This window comes from Saccharothrix luteola (genome assembly GCF_020859565.1).
GTDB lineage: Bacteria > Actinomycetota > Actinomycetes > Mycobacteriales > Pseudonocardiaceae > Actinosynnema > Actinosynnema luteola.
In genome coordinates this window covers 343911-370507 of the sequence record NZ_JAJHUO010000001.1, presented here as the reverse complement: position 1 = coordinate 370507, position 26597 = coordinate 343911, and the positions used below count along the sequence as shown (strand labels likewise).

21 protein-coding genes are annotated in these 26597 nt (G+C 71.9%); 9 read left to right on the top strand and 12 right to left on the bottom strand.

The annotated features are described in order from the left end of the window. Nucleotides 1–70 precede the first annotated feature (70 nt). Nucleotides 71–814, top strand: a complete 744-nt coding sequence (locus LNK82_RS01460; RefSeq protein ID WP_230565136.1) for a CHAT domain-containing protein — start codon at nucleotides 71–73, stop codon at nucleotides 812–814. A 36-nt stretch (nucleotides 815–850) separates the two neighbouring features. After that, nucleotides 851–2110, top strand: coding sequence for an ROK family transcriptional regulator (locus tag LNK82_RS01455; RefSeq protein WP_230565047.1), 1260 nt, complete (start codon nucleotides 851–853; stop codon nucleotides 2108–2110). 6 nt (nucleotides 2111–2116) lie between these two features. Here LNK82_RS01455 and LNK82_RS01450 read toward each other — a convergent pair whose 3' ends face one another. Then, a complete protein-coding gene (locus tag LNK82_RS01450) occupies nucleotides 2117–3802 on the bottom strand; it encodes an ABC transporter substrate-binding protein (RefSeq protein ID WP_230565046.1) in 1686 nt (561 codons plus the stop codon). 229 nt (nucleotides 3803–4031) lie between these two features. On the opposite strand from LNK82_RS01450, the gene LNK82_RS01445 reads away from it, so the two are divergent. Further along, nucleotides 4032–6500 (top strand): glycoside hydrolase family 2 protein, encoded by a 2469-nt coding sequence (locus tag LNK82_RS01445; protein ID WP_230565045.1) that lies wholly within the window; start codon nucleotides 4032–4034, stop codon nucleotides 6498–6500. Nucleotides 6501–6660: 160 nt separating this feature from the next. Then, nucleotides 6661–8196 carry a cellulase family glycosylhydrolase gene (locus tag LNK82_RS01440; protein WP_230565044.1) on the top strand — a complete coding sequence of 512 codons (1536 nt, stop codon included), beginning with the start codon at nucleotides 6661–6663 and terminating at the stop codon, nucleotides 8194–8196. 147 nt (nucleotides 8197–8343) lie between these two features. Here the strand turns inward: LNK82_RS01440 and LNK82_RS47510 are convergent, their stop codons facing one another. The 8 genes from LNK82_RS47510 to LNK82_RS01400 form a co-directional block, all read right to left on the bottom strand. Next, nucleotides 8344–10308, bottom strand: a complete 1965-nt coding sequence (locus LNK82_RS47510; RefSeq protein ID WP_230565043.1) for a WD40 repeat domain-containing serine/threonine protein kinase — start codon at nucleotides 10306–10308, stop codon at nucleotides 8344–8346. Next, complete coding sequence (locus tag LNK82_RS01430) at nucleotides 10293–12278, bottom strand: WD40 repeat domain-containing serine/threonine protein kinase (protein ID WP_230565042.1); 1986 nt, start codon at nucleotides 12276–12278, stop codon at nucleotides 10293–10295. Before LNK82_RS01430 ends, LNK82_RS47510 begins: the two co-directional genes overlap by 16 nt. A 122-nt stretch (nucleotides 12279–12400) precedes the next feature. Then, nucleotides 12401–14155 carry a condensation domain-containing protein gene (locus tag LNK82_RS01425; RefSeq protein ID WP_230565041.1) on the bottom strand — a complete coding sequence of 585 codons (1755 nt, stop codon included), beginning with the start codon at nucleotides 14153–14155 and terminating at the stop codon, nucleotides 12401–12403. 5 nt (nucleotides 14156–14160) lie between these two features. Next, on the bottom strand, nucleotides 14161–15084 hold the full coding sequence (locus LNK82_RS01420; RefSeq protein WP_230565040.1) for a thioesterase domain-containing protein: 924 nt from the start codon (nucleotides 15082–15084) through the stop codon (nucleotides 14161–14163). Nucleotides 15085–15092: 8 nt separating this feature from the next. Beyond that, entirely contained in the window at nucleotides 15093–16562 is a 1470-nt protein-coding gene (locus LNK82_RS01415) for an AMP-binding protein (RefSeq protein WP_230565039.1), read from the bottom strand. A 2-nt stretch (nucleotides 16563–16564) separates the two neighbouring features. Next, nucleotides 16565–17074: a phosphopantetheine-binding protein gene (locus tag LNK82_RS01410; protein ID WP_230565038.1), complete on the bottom strand. Its 510-nt coding sequence runs from the start codon at nucleotides 17072–17074 to the stop codon at nucleotides 16565–16567. Then, nucleotides 17068–17844 (bottom strand): hypothetical protein, encoded by a 777-nt coding sequence (locus LNK82_RS01405; RefSeq protein WP_230565037.1) that lies wholly within the window; start codon nucleotides 17842–17844, stop codon nucleotides 17068–17070. The genes LNK82_RS01410 and LNK82_RS01405 overlap by 7 nt, the downstream gene beginning before the upstream one ends. Beyond that, entirely contained in the window at nucleotides 17835–19280 is a 1446-nt protein-coding gene (locus LNK82_RS01400) for an AMP-binding protein (RefSeq protein ID WP_230565036.1), read from the bottom strand. Before LNK82_RS01400 ends, LNK82_RS01405 begins: the two co-directional genes overlap by 10 nt. A gap of 127 nt (nucleotides 19281–19407) precedes the next feature. Between LNK82_RS01400 and LNK82_RS01395 the strand changes: the two genes are divergently transcribed. From LNK82_RS01395 to LNK82_RS01385, 3 genes are read left to right on the top strand one after another with little or no spacing between them, the layout of a single operon-like run. Continuing rightward, nucleotides 19408–19668, top strand: coding sequence for an acyl carrier protein (locus LNK82_RS01395; protein WP_230565035.1), 261 nt, complete (start codon nucleotides 19408–19410; stop codon nucleotides 19666–19668). Then, entirely contained in the window at nucleotides 19665–20900 is a 1236-nt protein-coding gene (locus LNK82_RS01390) for a beta-ketoacyl-[acyl-carrier-protein] synthase family protein (RefSeq protein WP_230565034.1), read from the top strand. Before LNK82_RS01395 ends, LNK82_RS01390 begins: the two co-directional genes overlap by 4 nt. Beyond that, nucleotides 20893–22314 (top strand): condensation domain-containing protein, encoded by a 1422-nt coding sequence (locus tag LNK82_RS01385; protein ID WP_230565033.1) that lies wholly within the window; start codon nucleotides 20893–20895, stop codon nucleotides 22312–22314. Before LNK82_RS01390 ends, LNK82_RS01385 begins: the two co-directional genes overlap by 8 nt. A gap of 47 nt (nucleotides 22315–22361) precedes the next feature. On the opposite strand, the gene LNK82_RS01380 is transcribed toward LNK82_RS01385, so the two are convergent. Genes LNK82_RS01380 through LNK82_RS01370 form a run of 3 tightly spaced genes read right to left on the bottom strand, consistent with a single transcriptional unit; the run spans nucleotide 22362 to nucleotide 24377 of the window. Then, a complete protein-coding gene (locus tag LNK82_RS01380) occupies nucleotides 22362–23141 on the bottom strand; it encodes a hypothetical protein (protein ID WP_230565032.1) in 780 nt (259 codons plus the stop codon). Beyond that, on the bottom strand, nucleotides 23138–23419 hold the full coding sequence (locus tag LNK82_RS01375; RefSeq protein ID WP_230565031.1) for a phosphopantetheine-binding protein: 282 nt from the start codon (nucleotides 23417–23419) through the stop codon (nucleotides 23138–23140). The genes LNK82_RS01380 and LNK82_RS01375 overlap by 4 nt, the downstream gene beginning before the upstream one ends. Before the next feature lie 28 nt (nucleotides 23420–23447). Further along, complete coding sequence (locus LNK82_RS01370; protein ID WP_230565030.1) at nucleotides 23448–24377, bottom strand: 3-oxoacyl-[acyl-carrier-protein] synthase III C-terminal domain-containing protein; 930 nt, start codon at nucleotides 24375–24377, stop codon at nucleotides 23448–23450. Nucleotides 24378–24434: 57 nt separating this feature from the next. On the opposite strand from LNK82_RS01370, the gene LNK82_RS47505 reads away from it, so the two are divergent. Both LNK82_RS47505 and LNK82_RS01360 read left to right on the top strand, forming a co-directional pair. Beyond that, nucleotides 24435–25577 (top strand): glycosyltransferase, encoded by a 1143-nt coding sequence (locus LNK82_RS47505; protein ID WP_230565029.1) that lies wholly within the window; start codon nucleotides 24435–24437, stop codon nucleotides 25575–25577. Continuing rightward, entirely contained in the window at nucleotides 25574–26575 is a 1002-nt protein-coding gene (locus LNK82_RS01360; RefSeq protein WP_230565028.1) for an alpha/beta fold hydrolase, read from the top strand. Before LNK82_RS47505 ends, LNK82_RS01360 begins: the two co-directional genes overlap by 4 nt. Nucleotides 26576–26597 lie beyond the last annotated feature (22 nt).

Below are 26597 nucleotides of genomic sequence, written 5' to 3'. Positions count from 1 at the left end.
AGTCGTGGCCCGACCCGTGCTCGACCACCTCGGCCCGGTGCCCCGCCCGTGGTGGTGCCCGACCGGTGCCATGACCCGCTGCCGCTGCACGCCGCCGGCCTCCCGGGCACGACCGAGTCCGTCCCGGACCGCACGGTGTCCTCATACACGCCCACGCTCCGACGCGCCCAACGGCGCCCCGCTGGACGTCGACCCCGAGGTCGCCGCCCTCGCCGACCTGGCACCCGGCCGGTCCACCGTCCATCGCTCCACCGACGCGACCCGCGGTCGGGTGCTCGCTGACCTGCCACGACACAGCCACGTGCACCTCGCCTGCCACGGCGCCGCGGACACCCGGCAGCCCCCGGCCTCGGGCCTCCTGCTGCACGACCAGCGCCTCACGGTCACCGACGTGTCACGCCTGCGCCGCCGCGGCGAACTGGCCTACCTGTCGGCCTGCGACACCGCGACCGGCGGCGACCTCCCCGACGAGTCCCTGCACCTGGGCGCCGCCTTCCACTTGGCCGGGTACCGCAACGTCGTAGCCACCCTGTGGCCGATCTACGACTCCACCGCCACCCTGGTCGCCCGCGGCCTCCACCAGCGCCTCGACACCCACGGCCACACGGCGTCCGCGTTGCACGAAGCAGTCGAGCACCTCCGTGACCACGGTTGGGACACGATGCCTTCGGCCTGGTCCCGTACCTCCACGTGGGCCCCTGAGCGGCTCGGACCTCGGCCCTTTCTTAACGTGGTTAGGTTAGTGGAACGCGCTGATCGTGGCGGTGATGTCGGCATGGGGTTACCGCGAGTGGTCGACGAGTGCGGTCAGTAAAGTAGCCTGGTGAAGGCTGCGACGGAGGAGGGAACCGTGGCGAGAAGCCCGATCTGGGCAAGCCGGTCGAAGACGCGCGGCATGGTCCTGGACGTGATCAGGGCGGCGCGCTCGATCAGCCGGGTGGAGCTCGCGACGGCGACCGGTCTCACCGGCGCGACGATCTCCGAGGTCGTGCGCGAGCTGTTGGGTGACGGGCTGGTCGTCGAGGCCGGTCGTGGTGCGCCGACGGGCGGCAAGCCGCGCACGCTGGTCCAACTCAACCCGCCGGCCCGCTACAGCGTCGGGGTCCAGCTGGAGCGCAACACGTGCGTCATCGTGGTCGTCGACCTGGCCGGCAGGCCGGTGGCCCGCACCTCGTTCCAAGGTGTGGCGTCGATGCCGCCGGAGCGGGCGCTGCCCATCGTGGCCTCGCAGGTGGACGCCTTGCTGACGACGGCGGCCGTCGACCGCGCGAAGGTGCTCGGAGTGGGCCTGGTCAGCTACGGGCCGCAGGACCGCGGTGCGGGTGTGCTGTTGACGCCGCAGCCCACCGAGGAGTGGTGCGACTACCCCGTCGCATCGCGCCTCGCGGAGAGCCTCGGCCTGCCCGTGCTGCTCGACAACGACGCCGCGGCGGCCGCGATCGGCGAGTACTGGATGGGCGCGGTGGACCCGCGGAGCACGTACGGCTGCATCTACATGGCCACCGGGATCGGCGGCGGGGTGGTGGTCGCCGGTGAGGTGTACCGGGGCAGCTCGTCGAACACCGCGGAGATCGGCCACATCTCGATCGACGTCCACGGTGAGGAGTGCCCGTGCGGCAACGTGGGATGCCTGGAGAACTACGCCGGCCCGTCGGCCCTGGTCCGGCGGGCGTTGGCGATACCGGAGCTCGCCCGCCGGCTGGCGCTCGACCCGGCGGCCGACGACTTTCTGACCGAGTTCGCGCGGATCGCGGCGGCGGCCAACGCCGGCGATCCCGAGGCGCGTGAACTCGTCGAGCGGTCGGCGCGCTACCTCGGTCACGCCGCGGTCACCGTGGCGGTCCTGTTCGACCTGGACGCGATCGTGCTGGCCGGGCAGAGCTTCGCGGTGGCCGGATCGATCTACCAGGCGGTCATCCAGCAGGAGCTGGACCGGCGGTTGTTCGCCCGGCGGGCGCACCCGGTTCGGGTGGTGCCGTCGGTCAACGGGGCCGACGCCGCGGCGATCGGCGGGGCGGTCCTCGTCCTGCAGAGCGAGCTGACCCTCGGCATCGGCCGCTCCGAGGAGGACGCCCGCCTGGTAGCCGCCGGGGCGGCCGGGTCGCCCTGACCGGGTTCACCGGCCGGTGGGCTTGAGACGCAGGATGATCTCCGCGTGGTCGGGGTGGGCCCAGACCGCGGGGAAGGCGTACAGGTCGCTGTTCGTGGGCCAGCCGGTGAACTTGGCGTCGCGGTAGATGCTGATCGTGCCCTGGGTGAGGACCGGGATGTAGGGCATCGCCTGCTCGATGCGGGTCTGGATCGTCTCCAGGTGAGGCTGCCGCGCGGCGGTGTCGGTGGGGTTGACGAGCTTGAGCGCGTCGAGGGCCTGGTCGACCTGCGGGTCGGAGAACCGGCTGACGTTCGGGCCGGGTTTGGCGCCGACCGCGGCGGTCTGCGCGGTGCTGTAGAAGTAGTTGTAGAGGTAGAAGGGGTCCGGTGCCGGGCCTTGGTAGAGCGAGTCGATGATCAACTGGTAGGTGCCGCGGTCCCGTGCGTCGACGAACTCGTTCCAGGACACCTGCTGCACGGTGACCTCGATGCCGGCTCGCCGCAGTTGCTGTCCCATGGTGTCGGCCGCCGTGATGTAGTCGGTCCAGCCGGCGACGGTGCTCAGCGTCAGCGACACCGGCTCGCCGTTCCTGGCGTAGATGCCGTCGGAGCCCTTGGCGTAACCCGCGTTCTCCAGGAGCTGCTGGGCCTTGCCCTGGTCGGGTCGCATCGGGGCGGTCCGGTCGTGCAGCCGGTCGGAGATGAGGGCGCTGTCCCGGTCGGGTAGCAGGAAGCTCGGTGAGATGTCGCTGCCGGTGTTCTCGAACGCCAGCGCGTTGAGCTGGGTCCGGTCGATGGCGTGGTAGATCGCCTGCCGCACGGCCGGGTCGGTCTGGGGACCCTGGCAGCCCAGGGTGGTGTTGCCGCACGTGACCAGCGCGATCTGGTTCACGGGGGTGATGACGGAGCGGTAGCCGGGGTAGTTCCGCTCGACGTCCTTCAGGTCGGGCACGGGTCCGGTCTGCCAGTCGACCTGCCCGGCCTTGAGCGCGGCGGCGCCGGCCTGGTTGCCGGACAGGGCGAGGTAGCGGATCTTCTTGACGGCGGGCTCGCCTCCCCAGTAGGTGGGGTTGGCCTTGAGCGTGTACGCCTGTGGCTTGAACTCCTCCAGCAGGTACGGGCCGGTGCCGATCGGGTCCGCCATCGGGGTGACCGCCGGATCGGCGATGTCCTTCCACTTGTGCGCGGGCACCACGTACGTCTTGCCGAGGATCGACGGTCCGTCCGCGAACGACGGCCGGTCGAAGGTGATGACCACGTGCGTGTCGTCGACGGCCTCGGCGCGACCGGCGTAGCCGGTGCTGTTCATGCCCTTGTTCCTGCTGATCATGTCGAGCGTGAACACGACGTCGGCGGCGGTGAACTCGGTGCCGTCGGACCAGTTCACGCCGTCCCGGAGGGTGATGGAGAGTTGCGTGCCGTCGGCGTTCCAGGTGAAGTCGGTAGCCAGCCTCGGCGTCGGTTCGGCGTCGCCGACGATGTTGTAGAAGAACAGGGTCTGGAAGATCGTCCCGGTCCCGCCGATGTTGGTCGGCGCGTACGGGTTGAAGTTGATCTGGTAGTCGCCTGACTGACCGGTGTACGCCACCAGGGTGGAGCTGTCCGACCCGGCGGGCGTGTCCGACGATCCGCAAGCCGCTGCCATCACCGCGGCGGCGAGCAGGGCGATCGCGGCGCGCGCACCCGCGTGAGGACTCCTCGGCACCGTCACGACGTCCTCCTTGACGTGCTGCTCGCGGTCATGTCATGACACGAGTCTGCGGCAGCCAATATTAAGTTGCCTAAGTAAGCCGTCAATAGGCGAAACGCACGCATCCGCTCGTACCGTCTCAACAGGCGTCCGCAGGGGTGAGCCTGCCGCTGTTGACTTACTTCGCCTGCCTGAGTAACTATCACTCCGACCTCCTGTGTCGACGTCGACCAACGGAAGGCGGGCCACCATGACGCGCTCGGACCTGCACGACGGCTGGTGCGTGCGCGCGGTGGGAGGCCCGGTGCCGGGGGCTCTCGTCGACCACGACGTGCCCGCCCGGGTCCCGGGCAGCACCCATCTCGACCTGATGGCCGCGAACCTCATCCCGGACCCGTACCTGGACGGCAACGAGGCCGCGCTGACCTGGATGCACCGCGTCGACTGGCGGTACTCGACGACGTTCCGGGCGGAGGCGCCGCGTGCCGGTGAGCGGGTGGACCTGGTCTTCGACGGCATCGACACCGTCGCCACCGTCGAGTTGAACGGCGACGTGCTCGGCCACACCGCCAACATGCACCGCGGCTACCGCTTCGACGTCGGGCGATCCCTGCGCGACGGCGACAACGACCTGACGGTGACGCTGCGGTCCGCGCTCGCCCACGCCGAGCAGGCGGAGGTCGAACTCGGTTGGCGCCAGCGGGCCTACCCGCACCCGTACAACGCGATCCGCAAGATGGCGTGCTCCTTCGGCTGGGACTGGGGACCCGACCTGCAGACCGCGGGCCTGTGGAAACCCGTGCGGCTGGAACGCTGGGACACCGCCCGACTGACCGCGGTGCGCCCCCTCGTCACCGTGGACGCGGACGGCACCGGCCGCGTCGACGTGCACCTGGCGCTGGACCGCGCCGCGGATCGCGACTACACCGTGGTGGCCACCGTCGGCGACCGCGCGGAACGGGTGGTGGTCACCGGCGACGACGCGCACGTCACCGTGCTCGTGCCGGACGCGCGGTTGTGGTGGCCGGTCGGGCACGGTGACCACCCGCTCTACGACCTGACCGTCGAGCTGGTGGCCGATGGGCGGCCGGTGGACTCCGTGCGCCGCCGGATCGGGTTCCGCACCGTCACCGTCCACACCGAACCGGACGAGCACGGCACCCCGTTCACCTTCGTCATCAACGGCAAGCGGGTCTTCGCCAAGGGCGCCAACTGGATCCCGGACGACCACTTCCTCACCCGGGTCACCCCCGAGCGGCTCGCCCGCCGGATCGACCAGGCCGTCGACGCCAACATGAACATGCTGCGGGTGTGGGGCGGCGGCATCTACGAGACCGACGATTTCTACGACGCCTGCGACGAACGCGGCGTGATGGTGTGGCAGGACTTCCCGTTCGCCTGCGCCTTCTACGCCGAGGAGGAGCCGCTGCGCGGGGAGGTCGAGGCCGAGGCCCGGGAGAACGTCACCCGCCTGGTCTCCCGCCCGTCACTCGTGCTGTGGAACGGCAACAACGAAACCCTCCCCGCCTACACGGACTGGGGGTGGAAGGACGGCCTCGAAGGGCGGAGCTGGGGCATCGGCTACTACACCGACCTGTTGCCCGGCATCGTCGCGGAACTCGACCCCACCCGCCCCTACGCGCCGGGCAGCCCGCACGGCCCCGACGGCGTGTCGCCCGACGATCCCAACCACGGCAGCAGCCACGTCTGGGGCGTCTGGAACGCCCTGGATTACACGCACTACCGCGACCACGTCCTGCGGTTCTGCGCCGAGTTCGGCTTCCAGGGACCACCCACCTGGGCCACCCTCACCCGATGGGTGCACGACGACCCGTTGACACCCACCTCGCCCTCGTTCCTGGTCCACCAGAAAGCCGAAGACGGCAACGGCAAACTGGAGCGCGGCCTCGCGCCCCACCTGCCGGTTCCCGCCGACTTCGAGCAGTGGCACTGGGCGACCCAGCTGAACCAGGCCCGCGCGGTGGCCTTCGGCATCGAGCACTACCGCTCCTGGTGGCCTCGGACCGCGGGAGCCCTCGTCTGGCAGCTCAACGACTGCTGGCCGGTCACCTCATGGGCCGCCATCGACAGCGACGAGCGCCCCAAACCCCTCTACTACGCCCTACGGCACGCGTTCGCACCACGCCTGCTGACCGTCCAGCCCCGCGAGGGAAGGCCCACCCTGGTCGCGATCAACGACCACGACGAGCCCTGGGCGGGTGCGGTGCGCGTGACCCGACAGGACTTTGCCGGCGCGGTGTCGGCCACCGCCGAGCTGCGGCTGAGGGTGGCGCCTCGGTCGACCGCGTCGCTGGACTTGCCCGACGACCTCCTCGCGCCCACCGACCCGAAGAGCGAAGTGCTGGTCGCGATCGCCGGTGGTGTCCGCGCTCACCACCTGTTCGGCGAAGACCTCGACCTCCGCTACGACCCGGCACCGTTCACGGCTACCGTCACACTCGTTGCCGGTGGGTACCGCGTCGACGTGCGAGCCACGTCGTACGTCCGCGACATCGCCCTGCTGGCCGACAAGGTGGCCGCCGACGCGGTCGTGGACGACATGCTCGTCTCGCTGACCGCCGGCGAAGCGCACCACTTCATCGTGCGCACGTCGGAGAGGCTGCACGACCCGACCGCTTTGCTGCACCCGCGGGTGCTCCGCTGCGCCAACGCGTCCGTGTCGGGTGTTATCGGCTCGCGGAGTCGATCGCCGATATAGCGATCGGTTCACATCTCCGGATTCTGTCGACCTGTTCGAGCTCTTGGTGATCGCGCAGCCGGCAGGGTGATCCGAGTTTTTCTCTGGGAACGCTCCCAGGACAGGGTGGAGCCAGATGTGGCGGCGGATCGAGAGTCGCCCGCACAAAGGAGTGCTGAGGATGAGAACAGTCGGAAAACGCCGCACCGTGATCGCGGCATTGGGAGCCGTGGTCTCCATCGCGGGCACGGCCCTGGTGGCGGCGGCGGGCGGGTCGTGGGCAAGTGACGCGAGCGCGGCGGCGGCGTTCGCGTGCCGGGTCGACTACACGACCAACGATTGGGGTAGCGGGTTCGGCGCCAAGGTGACGGTTTCCAACGTCGGCTCGTCGGCGGTCACCGGCTGGACGCTGACCTACAGCTACGCGGGCAACCAGAGCCTGCAACACGGCTGGAACGGCGTATGGTCGCAGTCGGGCAAGCAGGTCACCGTGACCAACCTGAGCTGGAACGCGACCATCCCCGCGAAGGGCAGCGTCAGCGCCGGGGCGAACTTCTCCTACAGCGGGAGCAACGCCAAGCCGACGGACTTCGCCGTCAACGGCGCCGCGTGCACCGGCGTCGACCCGACGACGACGACCACGACCACCACGACCACCACGACCACCACGACCACGACCACCACTCCGCCGGTCGGCGGTCCGGCGCCGAAGCTGCGCGTGTCGGGCAACAAGCTGGTCACCTCCGACGGCAAGCCGCGCCGGTTGCTGGGGGTGAGTCGTTCCAGTGGTGAGTTCGCCTGCGTGCAGGGCAAGGGCATGTGGGACGGCGGTCCGGTGGACCAGGCGTCGGTGGACGCGATGAAGACCTGGAACATCCACGCGGTGCGGATCCCGTTGAACGAGGAGTGCTGGCTGGGCGTGCACGGCTCGCCCGGCGGGCCCGCGTACCAGCAGGCCGTGAAGGACTACGTGGACCTGCTGGTGCGCAACGGCATCAACGTGATCCTGGACCTGCACTGGACCTGGGGCGCCTACACGAACGGGCCGGACTGGCACTGCAAGGACGAGCACGCGGTGTGCCAGAAGCCGATGCCGGACGCCCGGTACGCCCCGCAGTTCTGGACCGGTGTGGCGAACGCGTTCAAGGGCAACGACGCGGTCGTGTTCGACCTGTTCAACGAGCCGTACCCGGACATGCCGGCCGAGTGGAACAAGACCCTGGGCTGGCAGTGCTGGCGGGACGGCGGGACCTGCACCGGTATTCCGTACGAGGTCGCCGGCATGCAGGACCTGGTCGACGCGGTGCGGGCCACGGGCGCGACCAACGTCGTGATGCTCGGCGGCCTGGAGTGGGCCAACGACATGCGGGAGTGGTTGGCGCACAAGCCGATCGACCCGTTGAACAACATCGCCGCGTCCTGGCACGCCTACAGCTTCAACGCCTGCGCCACCGTGTCCTGCTGGGACAGCCAGATCGCACCGATCGCCCAGCAGGTCCCGATCGTGCTCGGCGAGTTCGGTCAGGACAACTGCGGCTTCGACTACATGCAGGGGCTGGTCGACTGGGCCGACGCGCACCGGATCAGCTACCTCGCGTGGACCTGGAACCCGTGGGGTTGCAGCACGGGTGCGGTGCTCATCAAGGACTGGAGCGGTACGCCCGAGCCCGGCGTCGGTGAGGGCTTCAAGGCACACCTGCTCTCCGTCACGCCGTAACCACCCGCACCAGTTCCGCGGGGGGGGGGCGGGCGGGGGGGGGGGGGCCCCCGGGCCCCCCCCCCCCCCCCCCCGGTCGGCCCGCTTCGGCGGCGGGCCGACCGCGGACCAGCCGATCAACGCCCGCCGGTAGCCGTCAACCCGTGCCTACCCGCGCGTCCACAGCGTCACCGTGCCGTTGGAATTCGCCGTGGCCAGCATGCTGCCGTCCGGGCTGAACGCCAGGTTCTCGACGTGACCGCGGCCTTTGCCGGTGAGGGTGGCGCGTCGGTCGCCGGTGTCCACGTCCCACAGGACCACCGCGTTGTCGATCCAGTTGCTGGTTGCGACCACCTTGCCGTCCGGGCTGAACACGACCGCGGTGAGGCCCGAGTCGTGCTTGAGGGCGGTGCGTTGCCGGCCCGTGGTCACGTCCCAGAGTCGTACCGTGCGGTCTCGGCTCGCGGACGCGAGGAGGCCGTCCTTGCTGAACGCCACGGCCCGCACCTCCTCGGTGTGCCCGGTGAGGTCGGCGAGTTGCCGACCGTCGGCCACGTTCCACACCCCGACCGCGTTCTTCGAACTGGCGGACGCGACGAGCCGCCCGTCCGGGCTGAACGCGATGCGGGCGTACGGGCTGGTGCGCCCGGCCAGCACCGCTCGCTGCACGCCACCAGCCACGTCCCAGAGCCGAATCGTGTCGTCGGAGCCCGCGGAGGCGAGCAGCGCGCCGTCCGGGCTGAACGCCACGCCGCCGACACCGGAGGTGTGTTCGGCGAGGACGGCTCGCGGTTGGCGGGTCGCCACGTCCCAGAGCCTGATCACGGTGTCGTGCCGCTGGCCGGACTCGTCGAGGTCGGCGCAGGAGGCGAGGACCTGCCCGTCCGGGCTGAACGCCACGTCCGTCAGCCCGTGCTCCTGGGCGGTGAAGACGGCGCGTTGCAGGCGCTTGCGCACGTCCCACAGCCTGATCGTGCGGTCCCCGCCGCCGGTCGCCAACGTCCGCCCGTCCGGGCTGAACGCCACGGCGCTGACCACCCCTTGGTCGTGGCCGGGCAGCTCGGCGTCGAGGCGGAACGAGCCGCCGTCGCCGGGTGGTTCGCTCGAGGGCGTCACGACGGGTCGCGGGTCGTCGTCTTCCGGCCACAGGACCGCGACGGCGATGCCGAGCCCCGCCACGCCGACCAGCCCGGTCGCACCCAGCAGCAGCCGTCGCCGGGTCAACCCGGGCGCGCCAGGTCGGTACGGTGCCGCCGGTGGGAAGGGCTGGGCACCTGCCTGGCATCGCTGGACGATCTCGGCCGGTGCGGGTCGCCGTCCAGGATCTTTGGCCAGGCAGGAGACGATGACGCTCCGCAAGGGCTCCGGGCAGCCGGACAGGTCGGGTTCCTGCTCCAGGACCCGGTACGTCACGGCGTGCGAGTGACCGCCGCCGAACGCCAACCGACCGGTCACCGCGAAGTACGCCAGGACGCCCAGCGCGAACACGTCGGCCGCCCCGGTGACCTCCTGGCCGCGGAGGTACTCCGGCGCCAGGTACGCGGGCGTTCCGGTCAGCACGCCGGTCCCGGTCAACGAGGTGACGTCCGCGGCCCGTGCGATGCCGAAGTCGGTCACCCGTGGGCCGTCGGCGGTCAGCAGCACGTTCGACGGCTTCAGGTCCCGGTGCACCACCCCGGCCGCGTGCAGCGACTGCAACGCCTCCGCCAGCCCCGCCGCCAACCGCAGTCCGGTCTCGCCGGTCAGCGGTCCGGTCTCGTCCACCACCTGCTGAAGGGAAGCCGCGGGCACGTACGCGGTGGCCAACCAGGGCCGCTCCGCACGGACGTCCGCGTCGACCACGGGCACGGTGTACAGCCCGTGCACCAGTCGGGCCGTCGCGATCTCCTGCTCGAACCGCCGGCGAAAGCCGCCGTCCTCGGAGAGTTCCCGGTGCACGACCTTCACCGCCACCGCGACCCCGGCGGGTGTCCGTCCCAAGTAGACCCGACCCATCCCGCCCGTGCCCAGCACGCCGTCGATCCGGTACGGGCCAACGGTCTCGGGATCACCCGGCTCCGGTCCACGGTGCCGCGGCACGACGACCGGCCACCCCACACCACCCGGCTGCGCCACGACTACACCCGCTCCCACAGCAGCACCCGGGCGTCCAGGCCGGCGGACGCCAGCAGCCCGGTCGAGCTGAACGCCACGTCGTTGACGCCGAGGTCGTGCCCGTCGAGCACGGCGAGCAGCCCGCCGCCGGCCACGTCCCAGACCTTCAGCTCCTCGGCGGCCGTGGCGAGCAGCCGGCCATCCGGGCTGAACGCCAGGTCGCGGATCGGCTTCTCGTTGCCGCCCAGCACGGCGTTCTGCTGACCGACCACCTCGACGTCCCAGAAGACCACCCGGCCGCCGGCGCTGCCGGTGCCGGTGTCCGACGCGGCCAGGACCGCGCCGTCCGGGCTGAACGCCACGGCCCAGACGTTCCCCTTGTGCACGTCGAGAACGTCGCGGAGCCGTCCCTCGGGCACGTCCCACAAGAACACGGATTCACCGGAGCAGGACGCCAGAAGTCGACCGCCCGGGTGGAAGCTCACGCTCGGCACGTTCGTGCCGTGCCCGGTGAGGACAGCGCGCTCCCCACCGCTCGCCACATCCCACAACCGCACGGTCTTGTCCTCGCCGGCGGAGGCGAGGAGCCGACCGTCCGGGCTGAACGCGATGTCGCCGATCTCACCGGTGTGGCCGGACAGGGCCGCTCTGGCCTCGCGGCTCTCGACGTCCCACAGCCGCACCGTCCGGTCGTCAGCGGTGGCGAGCAGCCTGCCGTCCGGGCTGAAGGCCATGCCGAAGGTGGGTCTCGCCTGCCCGGTGAGCACGGCGCGCTGCTCGTGACCGGCCACGTCCCAGAACCGGATGTCCTCGCCGCTCATGCCGGCGAGCAGCAGGCCGTCCGGGCTGAACGCCACGTTGTTCACGCTGGCGGTGTGGTCGGTGAAGGTCCCGGCGAGGCGGAACGGACCGGTCACCACGGGCGGGACGTCGCCGTGGTCCGAGTCGTCCGGCCAGAGGGCCGCGATGGCGATGCCGAGCCCCGCCACGCCCACCACGCCGCCCGCACCCAGCAGCAGCTGCCGCCGAGTGAGCCCCTGCGGACCCGACGCGCCGGGGAGGTGCGGGGGTGGCGGAGGTCCGGGCGGGATGACAGGTCGGGTGACCGTGGGTTCGATCGGCTGCACACCTGGCTGCACAACTGGCTGCACGGGCGGCTGAACGGCTGGCTGCACGGCCGGCGGTGGGCTCGCGTGACCGTCGCCGTGGGCGGTGACCCGGCACCGTTCGACGATCTCGGCCGGAGCGGGCCGCTGCCGCGGGTCTTTGCGCAGGCAGTCGACGACGAGGTCCCGCAGCGGTTCCGGGCAGCCCTCCAGGTCGGGCTCCTGCTCCACGATCCGGTACGTCATCGCGTGCGCGTGCCCCCCGCCGAAGGCCAACCGGCCGGTCGCCGCGAAGTACGCCACCAGCCCCAGCGCGAACACGTCCGCGGCCCCGGTGACCTCATCGCCCCGGATGTATTCGGGCGCCAGGTACGCCGGTGCGCCGGCCCGCGTCACCGACGTGCCCTCCACGGCGTTCGCGATGCCGTAGTCGGACAACCGCAGCCCACCGGCGACGAGCAGGACGTTGGACGGTCTGAGATCCCGGTGCACCACGCCCGCCGCGTGCAACGACTGCAACCCCTCCGCCACCGCGGCGACCAGCCGCAGCACGGTCGCCGTGGAGCCAGGCCCGTGCTCGGTCACCGTGTGCTGCAACGAGGGGCCGGCCACGTAGGCGCTCGCCAGCCAGGGCCGTTCCGCGCGCGGGTCGGCGTCCACGACCGGCACCGTGTACAACCCGTGCACCTGCCGGGCCGTCGCCACCTCGCGTTCGAAGCGCGCCCGGAACCCGCCGTCCGCGGCGAACTCCCGGTGCACGACCTTCACCGCCACCGCGCCCCCGGCCGGTGTCCGCCCCAGGTAGACCCGGCCCATTCCCCCTTCGCCCAACACCCCCTCGACCTGATACGTCCCCACCGCCGCCGGATCACCCGGCTCCGGGGCGTGATGGGGCGGCGCCACCAGCGGCCACCCCGATTCCACACCACCAGGTAACGACACCCGACCGACCTGCCCTTCGCCCTACTGCTCCGGCGGGACGACACGGTACCCCTCGCACCGCGCCGAACGGGGGCTTCCGGTGGTCAACGCCCGGTGCCGGTGATGAGGGGTGCGGGCCACGCGGCCGGGTTCGCCACGTCGACCGGGGCGGTGGGGCACAGGACGTAGTGGCGTGGGGTGAGGGCGTTGAGGTGGTCGGGCAGGGCGGCCAGGCAACGGGCATGGGCCTCTTCGGGTGTCCGCACGGCATCGGTCGCGGTCAGGTAGGCGACCAGGTCGCGGCCGTCGACCGAGCCGAAGATGCGGGTCGTCGAAGGCGCCAGGGCCTCGTCGAGCAGCTGCTGCATCTCGGCGAGGTCGACCCAGCACGAGTCGACCAGCACCCAGTCGGGCGTGCGGGCGATCGGGTCCAGGCCGGTGACCTCGCGGATGCGCGAGGCGTCGAGGTCACCCCCGGCCGCGCCGACCAGCAGGCGCTCGACGGCCAGCAACAACGACTCCATCTCGGCTCGCGGCACCAGCCCGGTGTCCGCGCTCCACAGGTCGAGCCGGACCCTGCCGTCCACCTCGTCCAGGCCGAACCGCACCGGCGTCCCGTTGTGGGGCACCGGACGCCACCGCAGCTCCGTCTGCCGCAGCGCGGCGGTGATCTCCTCCGGCCGGTGCTTGACGCCCGCGGTGACCCCGGACCACGACTCGGGCACGAGGCTGTTGAACAACGGGTCGTAGGAGAAGTGGATACCCCGTTCGTGCCGGATCTGATCGTCCCACGTGCCGCGCTCGACGCCGTCGTACCTGCCGTGCCTGCTCCCCTCCAGCACCGCCGCCCACGTGTGCTTGACCAGCGCGTCGAAGCTCCGGTCGCCGACGTCGACGGCGAGGAGGCTGCCCTGTGCCAGGGAACCGACGAAGTCGACGAGGTGGCGGTCGAAGCGGTTGCTCGACAGCGACGGGAACACCAGCTCGCGGTAGCCGGTGCGCCGCGCCAGCACCGCGCACGTCGCGGCGAGCACGACGGAGGACCGGCTGGACCGGCTGCGTGCCGCCACCTGTCGCACCGCCATGGCGGCGGCCGGGGACAACAGCTCCACCGCCAGTGACTCGCCGGACTCCCTGGCCCCGGGCAGCGCGAGCAGGCAGCGGGGTTGCCGCCACGCGAGCTCCCGCATGTAGTCGTTCGCCGCCCGGGTCCGACGTCGCTCGGCGGGCGTCGCCTCCAGCTCGGCCTGGTCCAGCGGCTGGTGGCGGGGTTCGCCCACGTGTCGGCGGTCCGGGTGCGCGAGCATCTCGGCGAACTCGCGCTTGAGCACCTCGAGGGAGCCGAAGTCGACGGCCAGGTGCGAGAACGCGGCGACGCAGGCGATGACCGCGCCGTGCTCGTCGGTGGCTACCGCCATCCGCAGCGTGGTGGCCGCCGTGTCGCGCCGTTCCCGCAACCACGCGAGCAGCCTCACGGCGACCGCCGGGCGGTCGCGAGGCCCCCACGGACCTTCGCCGAGGGCGCACACGTGGAGCGTGAACGTGCCGGTCGCCGCGACCACCTGACGTGGGTCCTCGCCCCGGATGTAGGTGGTCCGTAAAGATTCGTGCCTGGCCACCAGCACGGAGGCCGCCTCGACCACGTCGGCCGCGGACCTCCCGTGCGGCACGGGCAGTTCGACGCGCAGGACCGCGGCGAGGTGGTCGGCGTCGGGTTCCAACCACTGGAGGGTGTTGAGCTGGCCGAGGGTGACGGGTCCCTCGGCCGCACGCGATCCGGTGGCGGTGACCTGGATGGCGTCGACGGGCGTGAGCCGCACGCGCCGCCTGCGCTGACCGGTGTCGGTCGAGGTGCTCATCCCGGTCAGCCGATCAACCCGCGCAGCACGCCTGCCACGTCCCCGTCCCGCGGCGTGTGCTCGCGCGCCGCCGCCGACGGCCAGTCCGCGAACGCCGGCCGGTCGCCCGAGGGGCTGAGGAGGACATCGAGCGGACCGGAGTACGGACGGGGTTCCCAGTCGCGGACGGCGTCCTCGTTCGCCTGCCACACGCGCGCCGAACGCCTGACGAACTCGGGGGTCGTGTCCGACGGCACGAGGTCGAGTTCCTTCCACCGGTCCAGGACCGCGACCAGGTCAGCGGGCGGCTGGTCGAACCGGGGTCCGATGTCCAGGAGCTCGGGGTCGACCAGGGCCAGCAGCCGCACTTCGGCGCCGTCCTCAGTGAGCCGGGCGGCCATCTCGTGGGCGATCGCCGCGCCGGTCGAACAGCCGCCGAGCAGGTAGGGGCCGGTCGGCCACGCCGCGCGGACGGCCTCGACGTAGGTGTGCGCCATGGACCGCACCGAGGGGACCGGGTCGACGTCCGAGTAGAGCCCGGCCGCCTGGAGCCCGAACACGGTGAAGTCCTCGCCCAGCGACTGGGCGAGCCCGGCGTACGGACCGACCTGCCCGTTGGCCGGGTGGACCAGGAACAACGGGGGAGCGGTCCCGTCGCCGCGCTGGATCTCCACCAGCGGGTCGGACAGCTGCCCGTTGTGGTCGCGCAGCCGGGCGGCGAGGCTCTCCACGGTGGGGTGCTCGGTCATCACGTTCAGGGGCAGCTGGACGCCCAGTTCGTCGAACACGGCGTTGACGACCCGGGCCGCGTCCAGGGAGTTGCCGCCCACCTCGAAGAAGTTCTCCCGGATGCCGACGGTGAACCCGATGACCTCCTGCCACTGCCGGGCCAGCCACAGCTCCACCGGGTCGCGGGGGCGCCGGTAGTCGGTCTCGAGCACATCGTCCACGGTCGGGTTCATCGTGTGGGTGCACCGCCCTCGTGATCGGCGGCGAGCCGCCAGCGCTGGATCTTCCCGGCCGCGGAGCGGGGGAGTCGGTCGACGAACGTGAAGTGCTTCGGGATCTTGTAGCCGGCCAGCCGCCGGCCGCAGTGCGCGGCGAGGTCGGCCTTGCGCACGTTCACCTCGGGCCGCAGCACCACACGCACGCCGACCACCGACCCGAGGGTCGGGTGCGGCACGGCCAGCGCGACGGCGTCGACCACCGCGGGGTGGGCCAGCAACGCGGCCTCTACCTCGTTCGGGTCGACCTTCTCGCCGCCCACGTTGATCGTGCCGTGGTCGCGGGGTTCGAGGTAGAGGTAGCCGTCGCGGTCGAGCCTGCCGCGGTCGCCCACCGTGGCGAACCCGTCCGGGGTGGTGCGGACGACCTGGTCGTTGACGTAGTCGGAGCGGCCCACCCGCTGGGGGGTGCGCATGAACACGGTGCCGGCCTCGCCCGGCGCGACCGGTGCGCCGTCGTCGCCCAGGACGCGGAGCTGGGTCAGCACGCCGCGCCCGACCGTGCCCGGCCGGGCCAGCCACTCGTCGCCGCGGGCCAGCGTCACGCCGATGCCCTCGGTCGCGCCGTACAGCTCGAAGACCCGCTCGGGGCCGAGCAGGTCGATCCAGCCGCGCTTGGTGTCCGCGTCGCAGGAGGCCGCGGTGTGCAGGAGCGCACGCAGGCTGTCGAACGCCGCCGGGTCCGCGTCGGCGAGCATCAGGATCTCGCGCATGTGCGTCGGCGTCAGCTGCACCCACTCGATGCGGCGCTCCCGCACCAGGTCGACCGTCCACTGCGCGGCGAAGAACGGTTGCAGGACAACGGTGTTCAGGTCCAGCAGCGCGTCCACGAACGCGGTGAACGGCGCCGCGTGGTACAGCGGACCGACGATGAGCTGCCGCTGGCCGGTCCGCCACCCGGTCTGCCGGATCACCAGCGACGGCGTCCGCGCGGGGTCGTAGCGCAGCGGCCCCGGTCGCGCCGAGATCTTCGGCACGCCCGTACTCGCGCCGGTCGCCAGCAGGTAGGCCGCGGCGCCGTCGTGGGTCGACGGTGGCGTGGCCGACACGATCGCCGACCCCGGTCGGTTCCCGGCGTCCATCAGGTGCACGTGGGCGTACCGGCGGCCGAGCAGTCCGAACAGGACGTCCCGCTCGGCCGCGGGGGTGGCCGGGTTCAGCGGGAAGACGGGCACCTCGGCCGCGAGCGCCGCCGCGATGCCGGTCGCCGCGGCCAGGGTGTTGGCCGCCTCCACGACGACGCAGGACGGCACGTCCGGGTCGAGCGCCGCCCGCAGCGCGGCCACCGCGTCCGCCACCGAGTCGGCGAGTTCCCCCCACGACAGGACCTGCTCGGCCAGCTCGGGGTCGAACCCGATCAGGGCCGTCCGACCGGGTTCGGCGCGGGCGATGTCGGTGATCCGCCGGTGCACGGGGAGGGCCATCGCTACCGCAGCATCTCGGCCAGCCGCCGGACGCTGGACGCGGTCATGAACTCGTACACGTCCAGCGGCCGGTCGAACTCCGCTTCGAGGGCCGCGATGATGCCCAGCGCCGACAGCGAGTCGCCGCCCAGCTCCAGGAAGTCGTCGGTCGCGCCGACCGGCCGCACGTCCATCAGCGTCGACCAGATCTCCGCCACCCGCCGCTCGACGTCGTCGCGCGGGTCCTCGAACAGGGTGCACCGGCCGTCCGCGACGGCCGCCGCCAGCTGCTCGGCGTCCACCGCGCCGTCCGCCATCGGGAGCCGGTCCACGACGAGCACGCCGTTGAGCCCGCAGTCCTCGCCGAGGCGGTGGCGCACGTGGTTGCGCAGCACCGGCCCGCTCAGGTACTCGGTCAGCTCGACGGCGGCGACCGTGACGTCACGCCCGTCGTGGCGCACGACGGCGACCCCGGCCCGGCTCACGCCGGGGTGCGCGGACAGGACGTCGGCTATCTCGGCCACGTTCACCATGGGCGCTCTCCTTTCAGCAGTTCGGCGACGAGGTCGTGCACCGCGGGTTCGCGCAGCAGGTCGGTGTGGTCCACGTCCAGCGCGAGGTGCCGTGCGCCGTCCACGGGTGGCTCGTGCTCCTTGGAGGACACGAACAACGGCGTCCCGGAGCGCGTGTCGAACCGGCCCTGGGCGGCCAGCAGCATGTACTCCACGTAGGCGGTGAACCCGCCGGTGAGCTGCTGCCGGAAGAACTGGTTGAGCGACAGCCGTGCGGCGACCTCGCCCATCACCGCGTCGTACCGGTCGACCAGGGCGGCGGCGATGCGGGGCAGGTCGTCCGGGTGCGCCTCGACCAGCTCGTCCGCCAGGGCACGCGCGCCGTCCAGCTCCTCCGCGGTCAGGTGGTCCGCGGAGGTCTCCAGGGTGGACGTGAACTGGTGGGACAGCGAGCCGGCTGTGGTCGCCTCGGCGTCGAAGAGCAGGGTCACCGGGGTCGGCGCGGACTTGGCCACGGCGTCGGCGACGCAGGTCGCCAGCGACGACCCCGCGCAGTACCCCAGCACCGCGCGCACCGGCCGGCCGGTCGCCACCGCGTCCGCCACCCAGCGGTCGACGCACGCGTCGAGCGGCCCCGAGCCCGGCTCGGCGAGGTGCAGGAAGCACGCGTCCACCGGGACACCGGGCGCCAGGTCCGCGAACCCCGCCGCGGCCCGGCCGCCGGGGAAGTCGAGGCACAGCACGAGGTCCGGCCCGCGGTCGGACAGCTGTCGCCAGTGCGTCAGTTCCACTGCCCGACCTCCTGGTTGTCCACGGCCGCGGCCAGCGCCCGGTAGTCGACCTTGCCCCCGGGCGTGTGGGGCAGGCGGTCGACGTGGCGGACCACCACGTGCCGACTCGGCACCCCCAGCGCCTCGGCCACCCGCCGCCGCTGCTGCTCGTGCACGTCCGGGTCGCCCGCGCCGAACAGGTACACCACGTCGTCGTGGCCGCGGACCACGGCGGACGGGTGGTCGGGCCGCTCGACCAGGCGCTCCAGGTCGTCCAGGCTCGTGCGGACGCCGAGCACCTTGACGATCCGCTTGGTGCGGCCGGTCAGGTAGAGGTAGCCGTCGCGCAGGTAGCCGAGGTCGCCCGTGTCCAGGACGTCCACTTCGGGGCCTCGGGCGAGGTCGTCGCGACCGGTCGCGTAGCCGAGCATCACGCCGGGACCGCGGTAGTGCACGGCGCCCTCGCCGGGTGCGGCCCGGTGGTGCGCTTCGGTGGGCGCGATCGTGATGACGCCGCCGGGCACCGCCCTTCCGACCGAGCCGAGGCGGTCCGGGAGGTCGGCCGGGTCGAGGCACGTGATCCGCGAGGTGGCCTCGGTCTGGCCGTACATGGGGAAGAACCGGCCCCGCCGCCGCTGCATCATCCGCACCAGCCGCATGGTCAGCTCGTCGCCGAGACGTGCGCCCGACTGGGTCATCGTGCGGATCTCCGTGCGCTCCAACAGGTTCAGGTGCGCTGGGCCGAACGCCGCGTAGGTCGTCGGCACGGCGGCGAACGAGGTGGCGCCCGCTCTGGTCAGGTGGTCCCACATGGCCAGCGAGAGCGGCGTCCGGTCGCTCAACACGATACTGGCGCCGGACCGGAGGTGACTGTTGAGCACCGATAACCCATAGGCATGAGTAATAGGAAGAGTGGTCGGTGCGCGTTCCGCGGTGGTGATGTCCAATACGCGCGCGATGGCTTCGGCGTTGTCGGCCAGACCGTCGTACGAGAGTCGGACCGCTTTGGGGCTCCCCGTCGTTCCGGAAGTCGACAGCAGCAGCGCCGTGTCCGGGAAGATGTCGCCCGCCGGTTGCGCCGAGCGCCTGCGGAGGACCGGCGACCCTCCTGCCGGCTCGCCGGGCACGTAGCCGAGGTCGGCCAGGTCCGGCCCGTCACCGGGACCCGGCACGACGAATTCCGGTTGGTACGCCGAGAGGATCTCGGCCGAGGCCGGCATGAACGCGACCGTGTGGCCGAGCCGCAGAGCGGCGAGGTAGGTCAGCAGCGTGGGCAGGTCGCGGTCCCCGGCGCACACCACCAACGCCTTGGTGTCGTGGCGCAGGGACCGCTCGACCTCGCGGACCAGTGCGGCCAACTCGCCGTAGGACAGCGTCCGTCCGCCGACGAGGTGGACGGCAGGGGACCGCGGCGGCGCCTCTTCGTGCGTCACGAGATCCAGCATCGCCGAGGGCATGGCGCACATTCTGCGGTTGTTCCGGACCGCGGTCCATAGCCCGTATGCGGTGCCGATCTCGTGCTTGACGGCCTCGACCCCGGTGGTGCAGATTCCCGTTGACCTCCCGGAGAGGGGAAGTGCCGCCATGGATTCCGAGATCCGCCAGTTCCTTTTCGACTCGTTGACGGTCATGAAGTACAGCACCGCCGACATGGACGACGACACGGTGCTGGGGCCGGCAGGCGCCGACCTCGAGTCGCTCGCCCTGGCCGAGCTCTCGCTGCGGGTGGAGGACCACTTCGGCGTCCGGTTCGACGAGGACGAGGCCGAGCGGTTCGCCGCCATGACGGTCGGCGAGTTCTGCGCCGAGGTGGCCCGGCGCGCGCAGACCGCAACGGCGACGTGAGCCGAAGCGTTGCCGTGACGGGGATCGGGCTGGTCAGCCCGGTCGGCACCGCGGTCGAGGAGGTCTTCGAGGCGGTGTGCGCCGGCCGGTCCGGGATCGTGCGCCCGCCGGAGGACCACCCGCTGCACGGTGTGGTCGACGCGGCCGGGGTCGGGCCGGTCATCGACCCGGAAAGCGTTATACCGCCGAAGGAAGCGCGGGTCGTCGACCGCTCGATCGTGATGGCCGTGCGGGCCGCGGGCGACGCCTTGGCCGACGCCGGGATCGAGGTCGGCCGGGACGTCGACCCGTACCGCGTCGCGGTCGTGCTCTCCGGGGTCGGCGGGCTCGGGACGTTCGCGGAACAGGCGGTCGAGCGGTCCCGGCGCGGACGGTTGGGCGTCAGCCCGTTCATGCTGCCCGGCGTGCTGCCCAACATGGCGGCGGCGCGGGTCGCGATCAAGTTCGGCATTCGGGGGTACACGTCGTCGTCCGGCACGGCGTGCGCCGCGGGCGGGCAGTCCATCGGTGAGGCGATGCGCATCCTCCGGTCGGGCGAAGCCGACGTCGTGGTGTGCGGGTGCACCGAAGCACCGCTGTTCCCGACGTTCGCCGACGCCTTCGGCAACGCCCTCGCGCTCTCCCGGGGCTGGTCCGACCCCGCCATGGCGAGCCGCCCGTTCGACCGGCGCCGCAACGGTTTCGTGCTCGGCGAGGGCGCCGGTGTGCTCGTGCTGGAGCGGTACGACTTCGCGCGGGCGCGCGGCGCGGCCGTGCACGCCGAGGTGCTCGGCTGGGGTGCGACGAACGACGCGCACCACCCGACCACGCCCCGACCGGACGGCTCCAGCGCGGCGGAGAGCATGCGGATCGCACTTCGGGATGCCGGACTGTCCACAGGCGACATCGACTACCTCAACGCGCACGGCACCGGCACGAAGGCGGGCGACACCGCCGAGGCGACCGCGATCCGCAGCGTGTACGGCGACGCCATGCCCCCGGTCAGCTCGACCAAGGGGGTCACCGGGCACATGCTCGGCGCGTCCGGTGTGGTCGAGGCGTCGATCGGCATCACGGCCATGCGCAAGGGACTGCTCCCACCGACCCACAACCTGGACGACCCCGACCCGGCCTGCGACCTCAACCACGTGCGCGGCGAGGCGGTGCCCGCCGCGGTGGGCGCGGTGATGTCCAACTCGTTCGGCTTCGGCGGCCACAACGTGAGCGTGATCTTCGGGAGTGCCGATGGGTGAACGGATCGTCCACGACCGGGTCGCCGTGCCGTTCTCCGGCCCCGGTGCGGGCACCGCGCCGTTGAGCTGGGGCCAGAGGGCCATCCTCCAGGACATGCGCAACAGCGACTGGACCTACAACATCAGCGGTGCGCACCACGTGCCGGAGGGCCTCACCGTCGCCGACGTCGCCGAACGCCTCGGCCGGCTCATGAGCAAGCACCCCGCGCTGCGGACGCGGTTCGGCACCGACGAGGACGGCAAGCCGTGCCAGGTCGTGCACGGGTCCGGTGAGATCGAGCTGGAGGTCATGACCTTCGCCGACCACCTCGACCGCACCGACGCCGTCGACCACGGCAACAGGCTGTGGCTCAAGTGGATGGCGACCCCGCTGGAAGAGCACACCCCGTGGCCGCTGCGCATGGGCGTGATGCAGTACCGGGGCGAAGCCGTGTACCTGGTGCTCACCCTGGGCCACATGGTCGTCGACGGCGTGGGCGGGCTGCTGCTCATGACCGACCTCGACCTCGGCGAGCTGGTCGGCCGCCCGGTGGACCCGGACGCGGTGCGGCTCGCCGACCTCGCCCGGTGGGAGGCGACGCCGCAGGCGCGGCGGATCAGCGACCGGGCCATGCGCTACTGGGAAGGCCACCTCCGGTCCCTGCCGCCGTTGACGTTCGGCGAGTCGGGCGCGCCGGACTACGAGGCCGGGCGGCGGTGCCGCAACGTGCGGTTCCAGTCCCGGGCCACCTACCTGGCCGTGGTCGAGATCGCCCGGCGGATCCGCACCGACACCGGACCGGTGCTGCTCGCGGTGATCGCCACCGCGATCGCCCGGACCACCGGCGTCACCCCCCTGACCCTGCACGTGGCCTCGGGCAACCGGTACCGACCCGGGCTGGCCGACGTCATCGGCTCGGTGGTCCAGAACGCCGTGCTCACCCTCGACCTCGACGGCACGGTCGACGACGTGATCGCGCAGGCCCGCCGAGCCACGACTTCGGCCCTGATGCACTCCTACTACGACCCCGACCAGTTGGCGGAGCTGGCCGAGCGCCTGGACGCCGAACGCGGCTACCCGGCACGGATCACGTGCCGGATCAACGACCGGCGGTTCAGCACCAGGACCCGGGCCGACGCGGTGGTGGGCGCACCGCCGTCGACCGAGGACGAGATCCGGGCCAGGCAGCCCGAGACGTACCTCAAGTGGCACAAGTTCGTCTACCGGTGGACCGACCAGCTCTTCGTCAACATCGAGGACCACGCGGACACCGTCCACCTCCAGGTGGTCAGCGACATGGACGTCTTCCCCCCGGAGCAGGTGGAAGCACTGCTGCACGCGGTGGAGGAGGTGGCCATCGAGGCCGCGTTCCACTCGGACGTGCCGACCGGCGCGGCACCGCGACCGGCCGTCACCGTCACCGGATCGAGGTAGCGCCGGCTCCGGCCACCGCCCTGCCGGGTCGCGGCGCGTCCGTCCACTCAGGACTGTGCGACCACGGCGAAGCAGAGGTAGCGCAGTTCCCGGTCGTAGTCACCCACCAGCACCGCGCCCTCGCGCTCCTCGGCCAGGTGCCACCACACCCCCGTGGTGGGCTGCCCGGACGGCACGCGGGTGTGGTCGGGGCTGCCCGGCCAGGCCGCGGCGAGCGAGTCGCTCAGCACGACCCGCGCGCCGGGGTGGCCGGCCGACAGCTCGGCCACCCCGAGGCGAGCCACCTCCGGCACGGCCTCCGGCCCCACGTCGGGGTACTGGCGCACGTCGGTCACCCGGGTGCCCGCCCCGTCCTCGTACAGCATGGCCACGCCCCGGTGTGCCAACGGTGTCGCGGCCGTCGACTCGTAGGGCAGCGCAGCCTGTTCGACCACCACCAGCAACGCCCGCCGCACGCCGTAGTCGCGGATGACGCGCAAACCGGTGAACGGTGAAGCGCTGCCCTGGTCGCAGATGGCGAACGACATCGGCGTGCCGGGGCAGACGTGGCTGAGGTAGGTCGCGGTCGCCCGGCCCGGCCACACGTCGTGGACGGAGAACGCCAGCACCAGCAGGTCGACCGGCTCCGCCGCGGGCACGACCTCCGCCACCAACTCCTTCGCCATCTCACCGTAGGAGTGGCCGGACAGGACGGCGACGGGTTCGGCGCCGAAGGGGCGGACCAGGTCCGCGAAGTAGTCGGTCACCTGCGCGCGGTGGTCGTCGTCGGCGAGGACGGCGGCGTCACCGGTGAAACCCCTGCGCCCGGCGCGGACCAGGCGCATCACCAGGGCCGGCTGTGGCCGGCGATGAACGTGGCCAGCTCGCCGACGGTCAGCAGCTCGTCCGGGCGCATCCGCTCCACGTCGATCTGGATGCCGAGTTGCTCCTCCACCTCCAGCAGCAGCTCCAACCCCAGCGACGAGCTGACCCCCAGCTCGTCGGCCATGTGCATGTCCTCGGTGATGGGCTCGGCGCGCTCGACCAGCCGCTTGAGGACGGTGGTCATCGCCTGGACAACGCGGTCCCGTAATGCGCTGTCGACCTGGGCGTCGGGTGCGGTCATGTCGGCCTCCTGGCGTAAGGACGGGGGATCAGTGCTGGAACACCATCGCGGAGAACGTCGCCCCGGCTCCGGCGCCGACGGTCGCGACGAGGTAGTGGTCGCCCTCGCGGAGCAGGTCGCGCTCCCGGGCGGTGCGGTAGTTGGCGAAGGCGTCGGTGCAGAACAGGTGACCGTTGTCGGGCACGTTCGACAGCAGCACGCGCTGCACCGGGAAGCCCATGAGCGAGCACAGGCGTTGCCAGGTCACGACGTTCACGTTGTGCGGCAGGACCAACCGGATGTCGTCCAGGACGAGCCCGGCGTCGGCGACCGCCCGGTTGATCACCTCGGCCAGCGACGGGCGGTACTGGCGCTGGAACTCGTCCTCGCGATCGCCGAACTCGCCGTCGAACTCCCCGCGTTGAGCGCACACGAAGGACAGCATCCGGTCACGTGGTCCGTTGGCGCTCACCAGGCACGCGGACGCGCCCTCGCCGAAGAGGGACGTGCCCGGGATCAGCCGCGCGTGCCTGGTGAACGCCTTCTCACCCGTCAGCACCAGCGCCAAGGCGTCCTCGTCCGGATCACCGGCGAGCAGCCGGCCTGCCAGCTCGACCGCCAGCAGCCCGCTCGCGCAACTCTGCTGCGTGACGGTGAAAGCCAGCGCGTGACCGAGTCCCAGTCGACGGCAGACCTCGTGCAGCGGGTTGTGCGGGTACGGCACCACGACCGGCATCGCCCGGCCGTGGACGACGTACCGCACCCGGTGCTCCTGACCGCGCAGCTCGGTCAGCCCTTCGGCGGCGGCGCGCAACAGCTCGGCGGGCGACCGGTCCGGGTCGAACCGGACCTGGTCGAGCCCGTGGAACCGCCGGAAGAGCCTGACCTGGATGTCGGTCAGGCCGAGCGGGTCGGCCAAGTCCTCGATGGGGACGCGAAAAGCCGGTGTGTACACCGACACCGCGTCGAGAGCGGTCACACTTCGGGATCCCACCACGTCGTTCCCGGGAACGTCAATGTGTGCCACGATGTTGCGGTGTCGCGGTTTCTGCTGGTCGTGCTGCCGCTGCAAGGCCACCTCTACCCCATGCTCGCGATCGGGCAGGAACTCGCCCGCGCGGGTCACGAAGTCGTCTGGTGCGGCCCGGAGGACGTGCTGCGCCCGCTGGTCGGTCCGGATGCGACGGTGCACGCCACCGGCGCGCGGGCCTACCGCCGCTACGACGAGACGGGCATGGCCGGCGTGCGGGCGATGTGGGACGGGTACCTGATCCCGTTCACCCGCTTCACCCTCGGCCCCGTCGACGAGGCGGTGCTGGAGCACAAGCCGGACGTCGTGGTCACCGAGCAGTACGCGCTGGCCGGCGCGTTGGTGGCGCACCGGCACGGCGTGCCGTGGGCGACCCTGTGCACCGGCACGCTGGAGCTGACACCGCCGGCCGACCTCCTCGGCTTCGACGACTACGTGGCCGACAAGATGGCGCAGGCGGTGGCGATGGCGGGCCTGTCCGACGCGCCGATCGACCCCCGGTTCTCGCCGCACCTGGTGATCGCCCTGATGACACCCGGGCTCGTGGGCGACGTCGAGCTGCCGGACCGCTGCGTGCTCGCCGGCGCGGCGCTGGGCGCCAGGCCGAACGCACCCGATTTCCCCTGGCACCGCTGGGATCCGGACCGCAGGCACGTGCTGGTCACGGTCGGCACGCTGGTCGGTCACATGATCGGCGACTTCTACGACCGGGCCGCGGCGGTGCTCGCGCCCATGGCGGACGAGGTGCAGGCGATCTTCGTGACCTCCGGCGTGGCCGCGGAGTCCTTCCCGGACAACGCCATCACCGCCGAGCTGGTGCCGATGCTCGACCTGATGCCGAAGCTGGACGCGGTGGTGTGCCACGCCGGAGGTGCGGTCAACGAAGCGCTCACCTTCGGGGTCCCGATGGTCGTCGCACCGGTCCGGGCCGAGCAGGTGGCGCTGGCGCGGCAGGTGGCCCGGTCGGGCGCGGGCATCGAGGTGTCCATCCTCGACGTCACGGTGGCCGAGCTGGACACCGCCGTGCGAGCGGTGCTGGACGAGCCGGACTACCGGCGCCACGCCCGTCGGATCGGGGCGGAGTTCGCCGCCGCCGGTGGGGCCGCGACGGCCGCGGCCCACCTGGTCGAGTTGGCGTCCGGCACGTGACCACACGCGAGCGGGAGGACGGTCTGGTGGACGGGTCCAGGGTCAAGGCGCTGCCGGGCGCCGAGGAGTTCGCGTGGGCGAGGCAGCGGCGGGCCGACATCCGCCGCGCGGGTGGCGTGCTCGACCTCGTGCTGCCGCTGCGGGAAGGTGGTGCCGGGCCGGCGCTGTTCTGCGCGCCGCCGCTGGTCGGGGCGAGCTGGTGCTACCTCGCGCTGCTGCCGCACCTCGCGCCCGAGCACCCGGTTTACGGCCTGCAACTGCGTGGGCTGCGCAGGCCCGAACCGCTGCCGGTCGACATGGCCGAGCTGGCGCGGGACTTCGCCGACCAGATCAGGCTCACCCAGCCACACGGCCCGTACCACCTCTTCGGGTGGTCGATCGGCGGCACCACCGCGCACGCGATCGCGGAGGAACTGGAGCAGCGCGGCCACGAGGTCGGCCTGCTCGTCATCGGCGACGCGATGCCCGGCCTGCCGAACAGCCTCAGCGTGGCCGACGACAACCTGTGGCTGGTGTGCGACTTCGTGCTCCGCGAGTTCGGCTACCAGCCCGTGGTCGAGCCGGACGACCCCGACCCGGTGCGCCGGATGCTGGAAGTGGTCCGCGGTCGGCCGGGGTTGGGGCTGCACGAGTGGCCGGATCGCCAGCTGCTCGCGCTGCCGCACGTGATCAGGAACAACCTCGCGGTGGCACAACGCCATCCCGCCGGGCGCGTCCGCTGCCCGGTGCTGTTCCTCTCCGCCACCGAGAGCGAGCTGACCACCGAGGCGAAGGTGGCCTCATGGGATGACCACGTGGGCGGACCGGTCGACGTGGTGGAAGTGGACTGCCTGCACGAGCACATGCTGCTGCCCGCGCCGGTCGCCCGGATCGGGGCCGCGATCTCCGCCCGCCTCGGTGGCGCGGTCCCGCCCCGACCCGGTGCAAACCCGAAGTCGCCCGAACCGACCGCGGCCGCATCCGAAAGCCTTATTGCTACAGGGGAATCGCGAACCTAGTCTCTGGGTAGGAGTCCGCGTC

Excerpts from the sequence above, each read along its gene's own strand:
- LNK82_RS01460 (WP_230565136.1), top strand. The coding sequence starts at position 71 with ATGACCCGCTGCCGCTGCACGCCGCCGGCCTCCCGGGCACGACCGAGT.
- LNK82_RS01445 (WP_230565045.1), top strand. The coding sequence starts at position 4,032 with ATGACGCGCTCGGACCTGCACGACGGCTGGTGCGTGCGCGCGGTGGGA.
- LNK82_RS01440 (WP_230565044.1), top strand. The coding sequence starts at position 6,661 with ATGAGAACAGTCGGAAAACGCCGCACCGTGATCGCGGCATTGGGAGCC.
- LNK82_RS01425 (WP_230565041.1), bottom strand. The coding sequence starts at position 14,155 with ATGAGCACCTCGACCGACACCGGTCAGCGCAGGCGGCGCGTGCGGCTC.
- LNK82_RS01415 (WP_230565039.1), bottom strand. The coding sequence starts at position 16,562 with ATGGCCCTCCCCGTGCACCGGCGGATCACCGACATCGCCCGCGCCGAA.
- LNK82_RS01410 (WP_230565038.1), bottom strand. The coding sequence starts at position 17,074 with ATGGTGAACGTGGCCGAGATAGCCGACGTCCTGTCCGCGCACCCCGGC.
- LNK82_RS01400 (WP_230565036.1), bottom strand. The coding sequence starts at position 19,280 with ATGCCCTCGGCGATGCTGGATCTCGTGACGCACGAAGAGGCGCCGCCG.
- LNK82_RS01395 (WP_230565035.1), top strand. The coding sequence starts at position 19,408 with ATGGATTCCGAGATCCGCCAGTTCCTTTTCGACTCGTTGACGGTCATG.
- LNK82_RS01385 (WP_230565033.1), top strand. The coding sequence starts at position 20,893 with ATGGGTGAACGGATCGTCCACGACCGGGTCGCCGTGCCGTTCTCCGGC.
- LNK82_RS01375 (WP_230565031.1), bottom strand. The coding sequence starts at position 23,419 with ATGACCGCACCCGACGCCCAGGTCGACAGCGCATTACGGGACCGCGTT.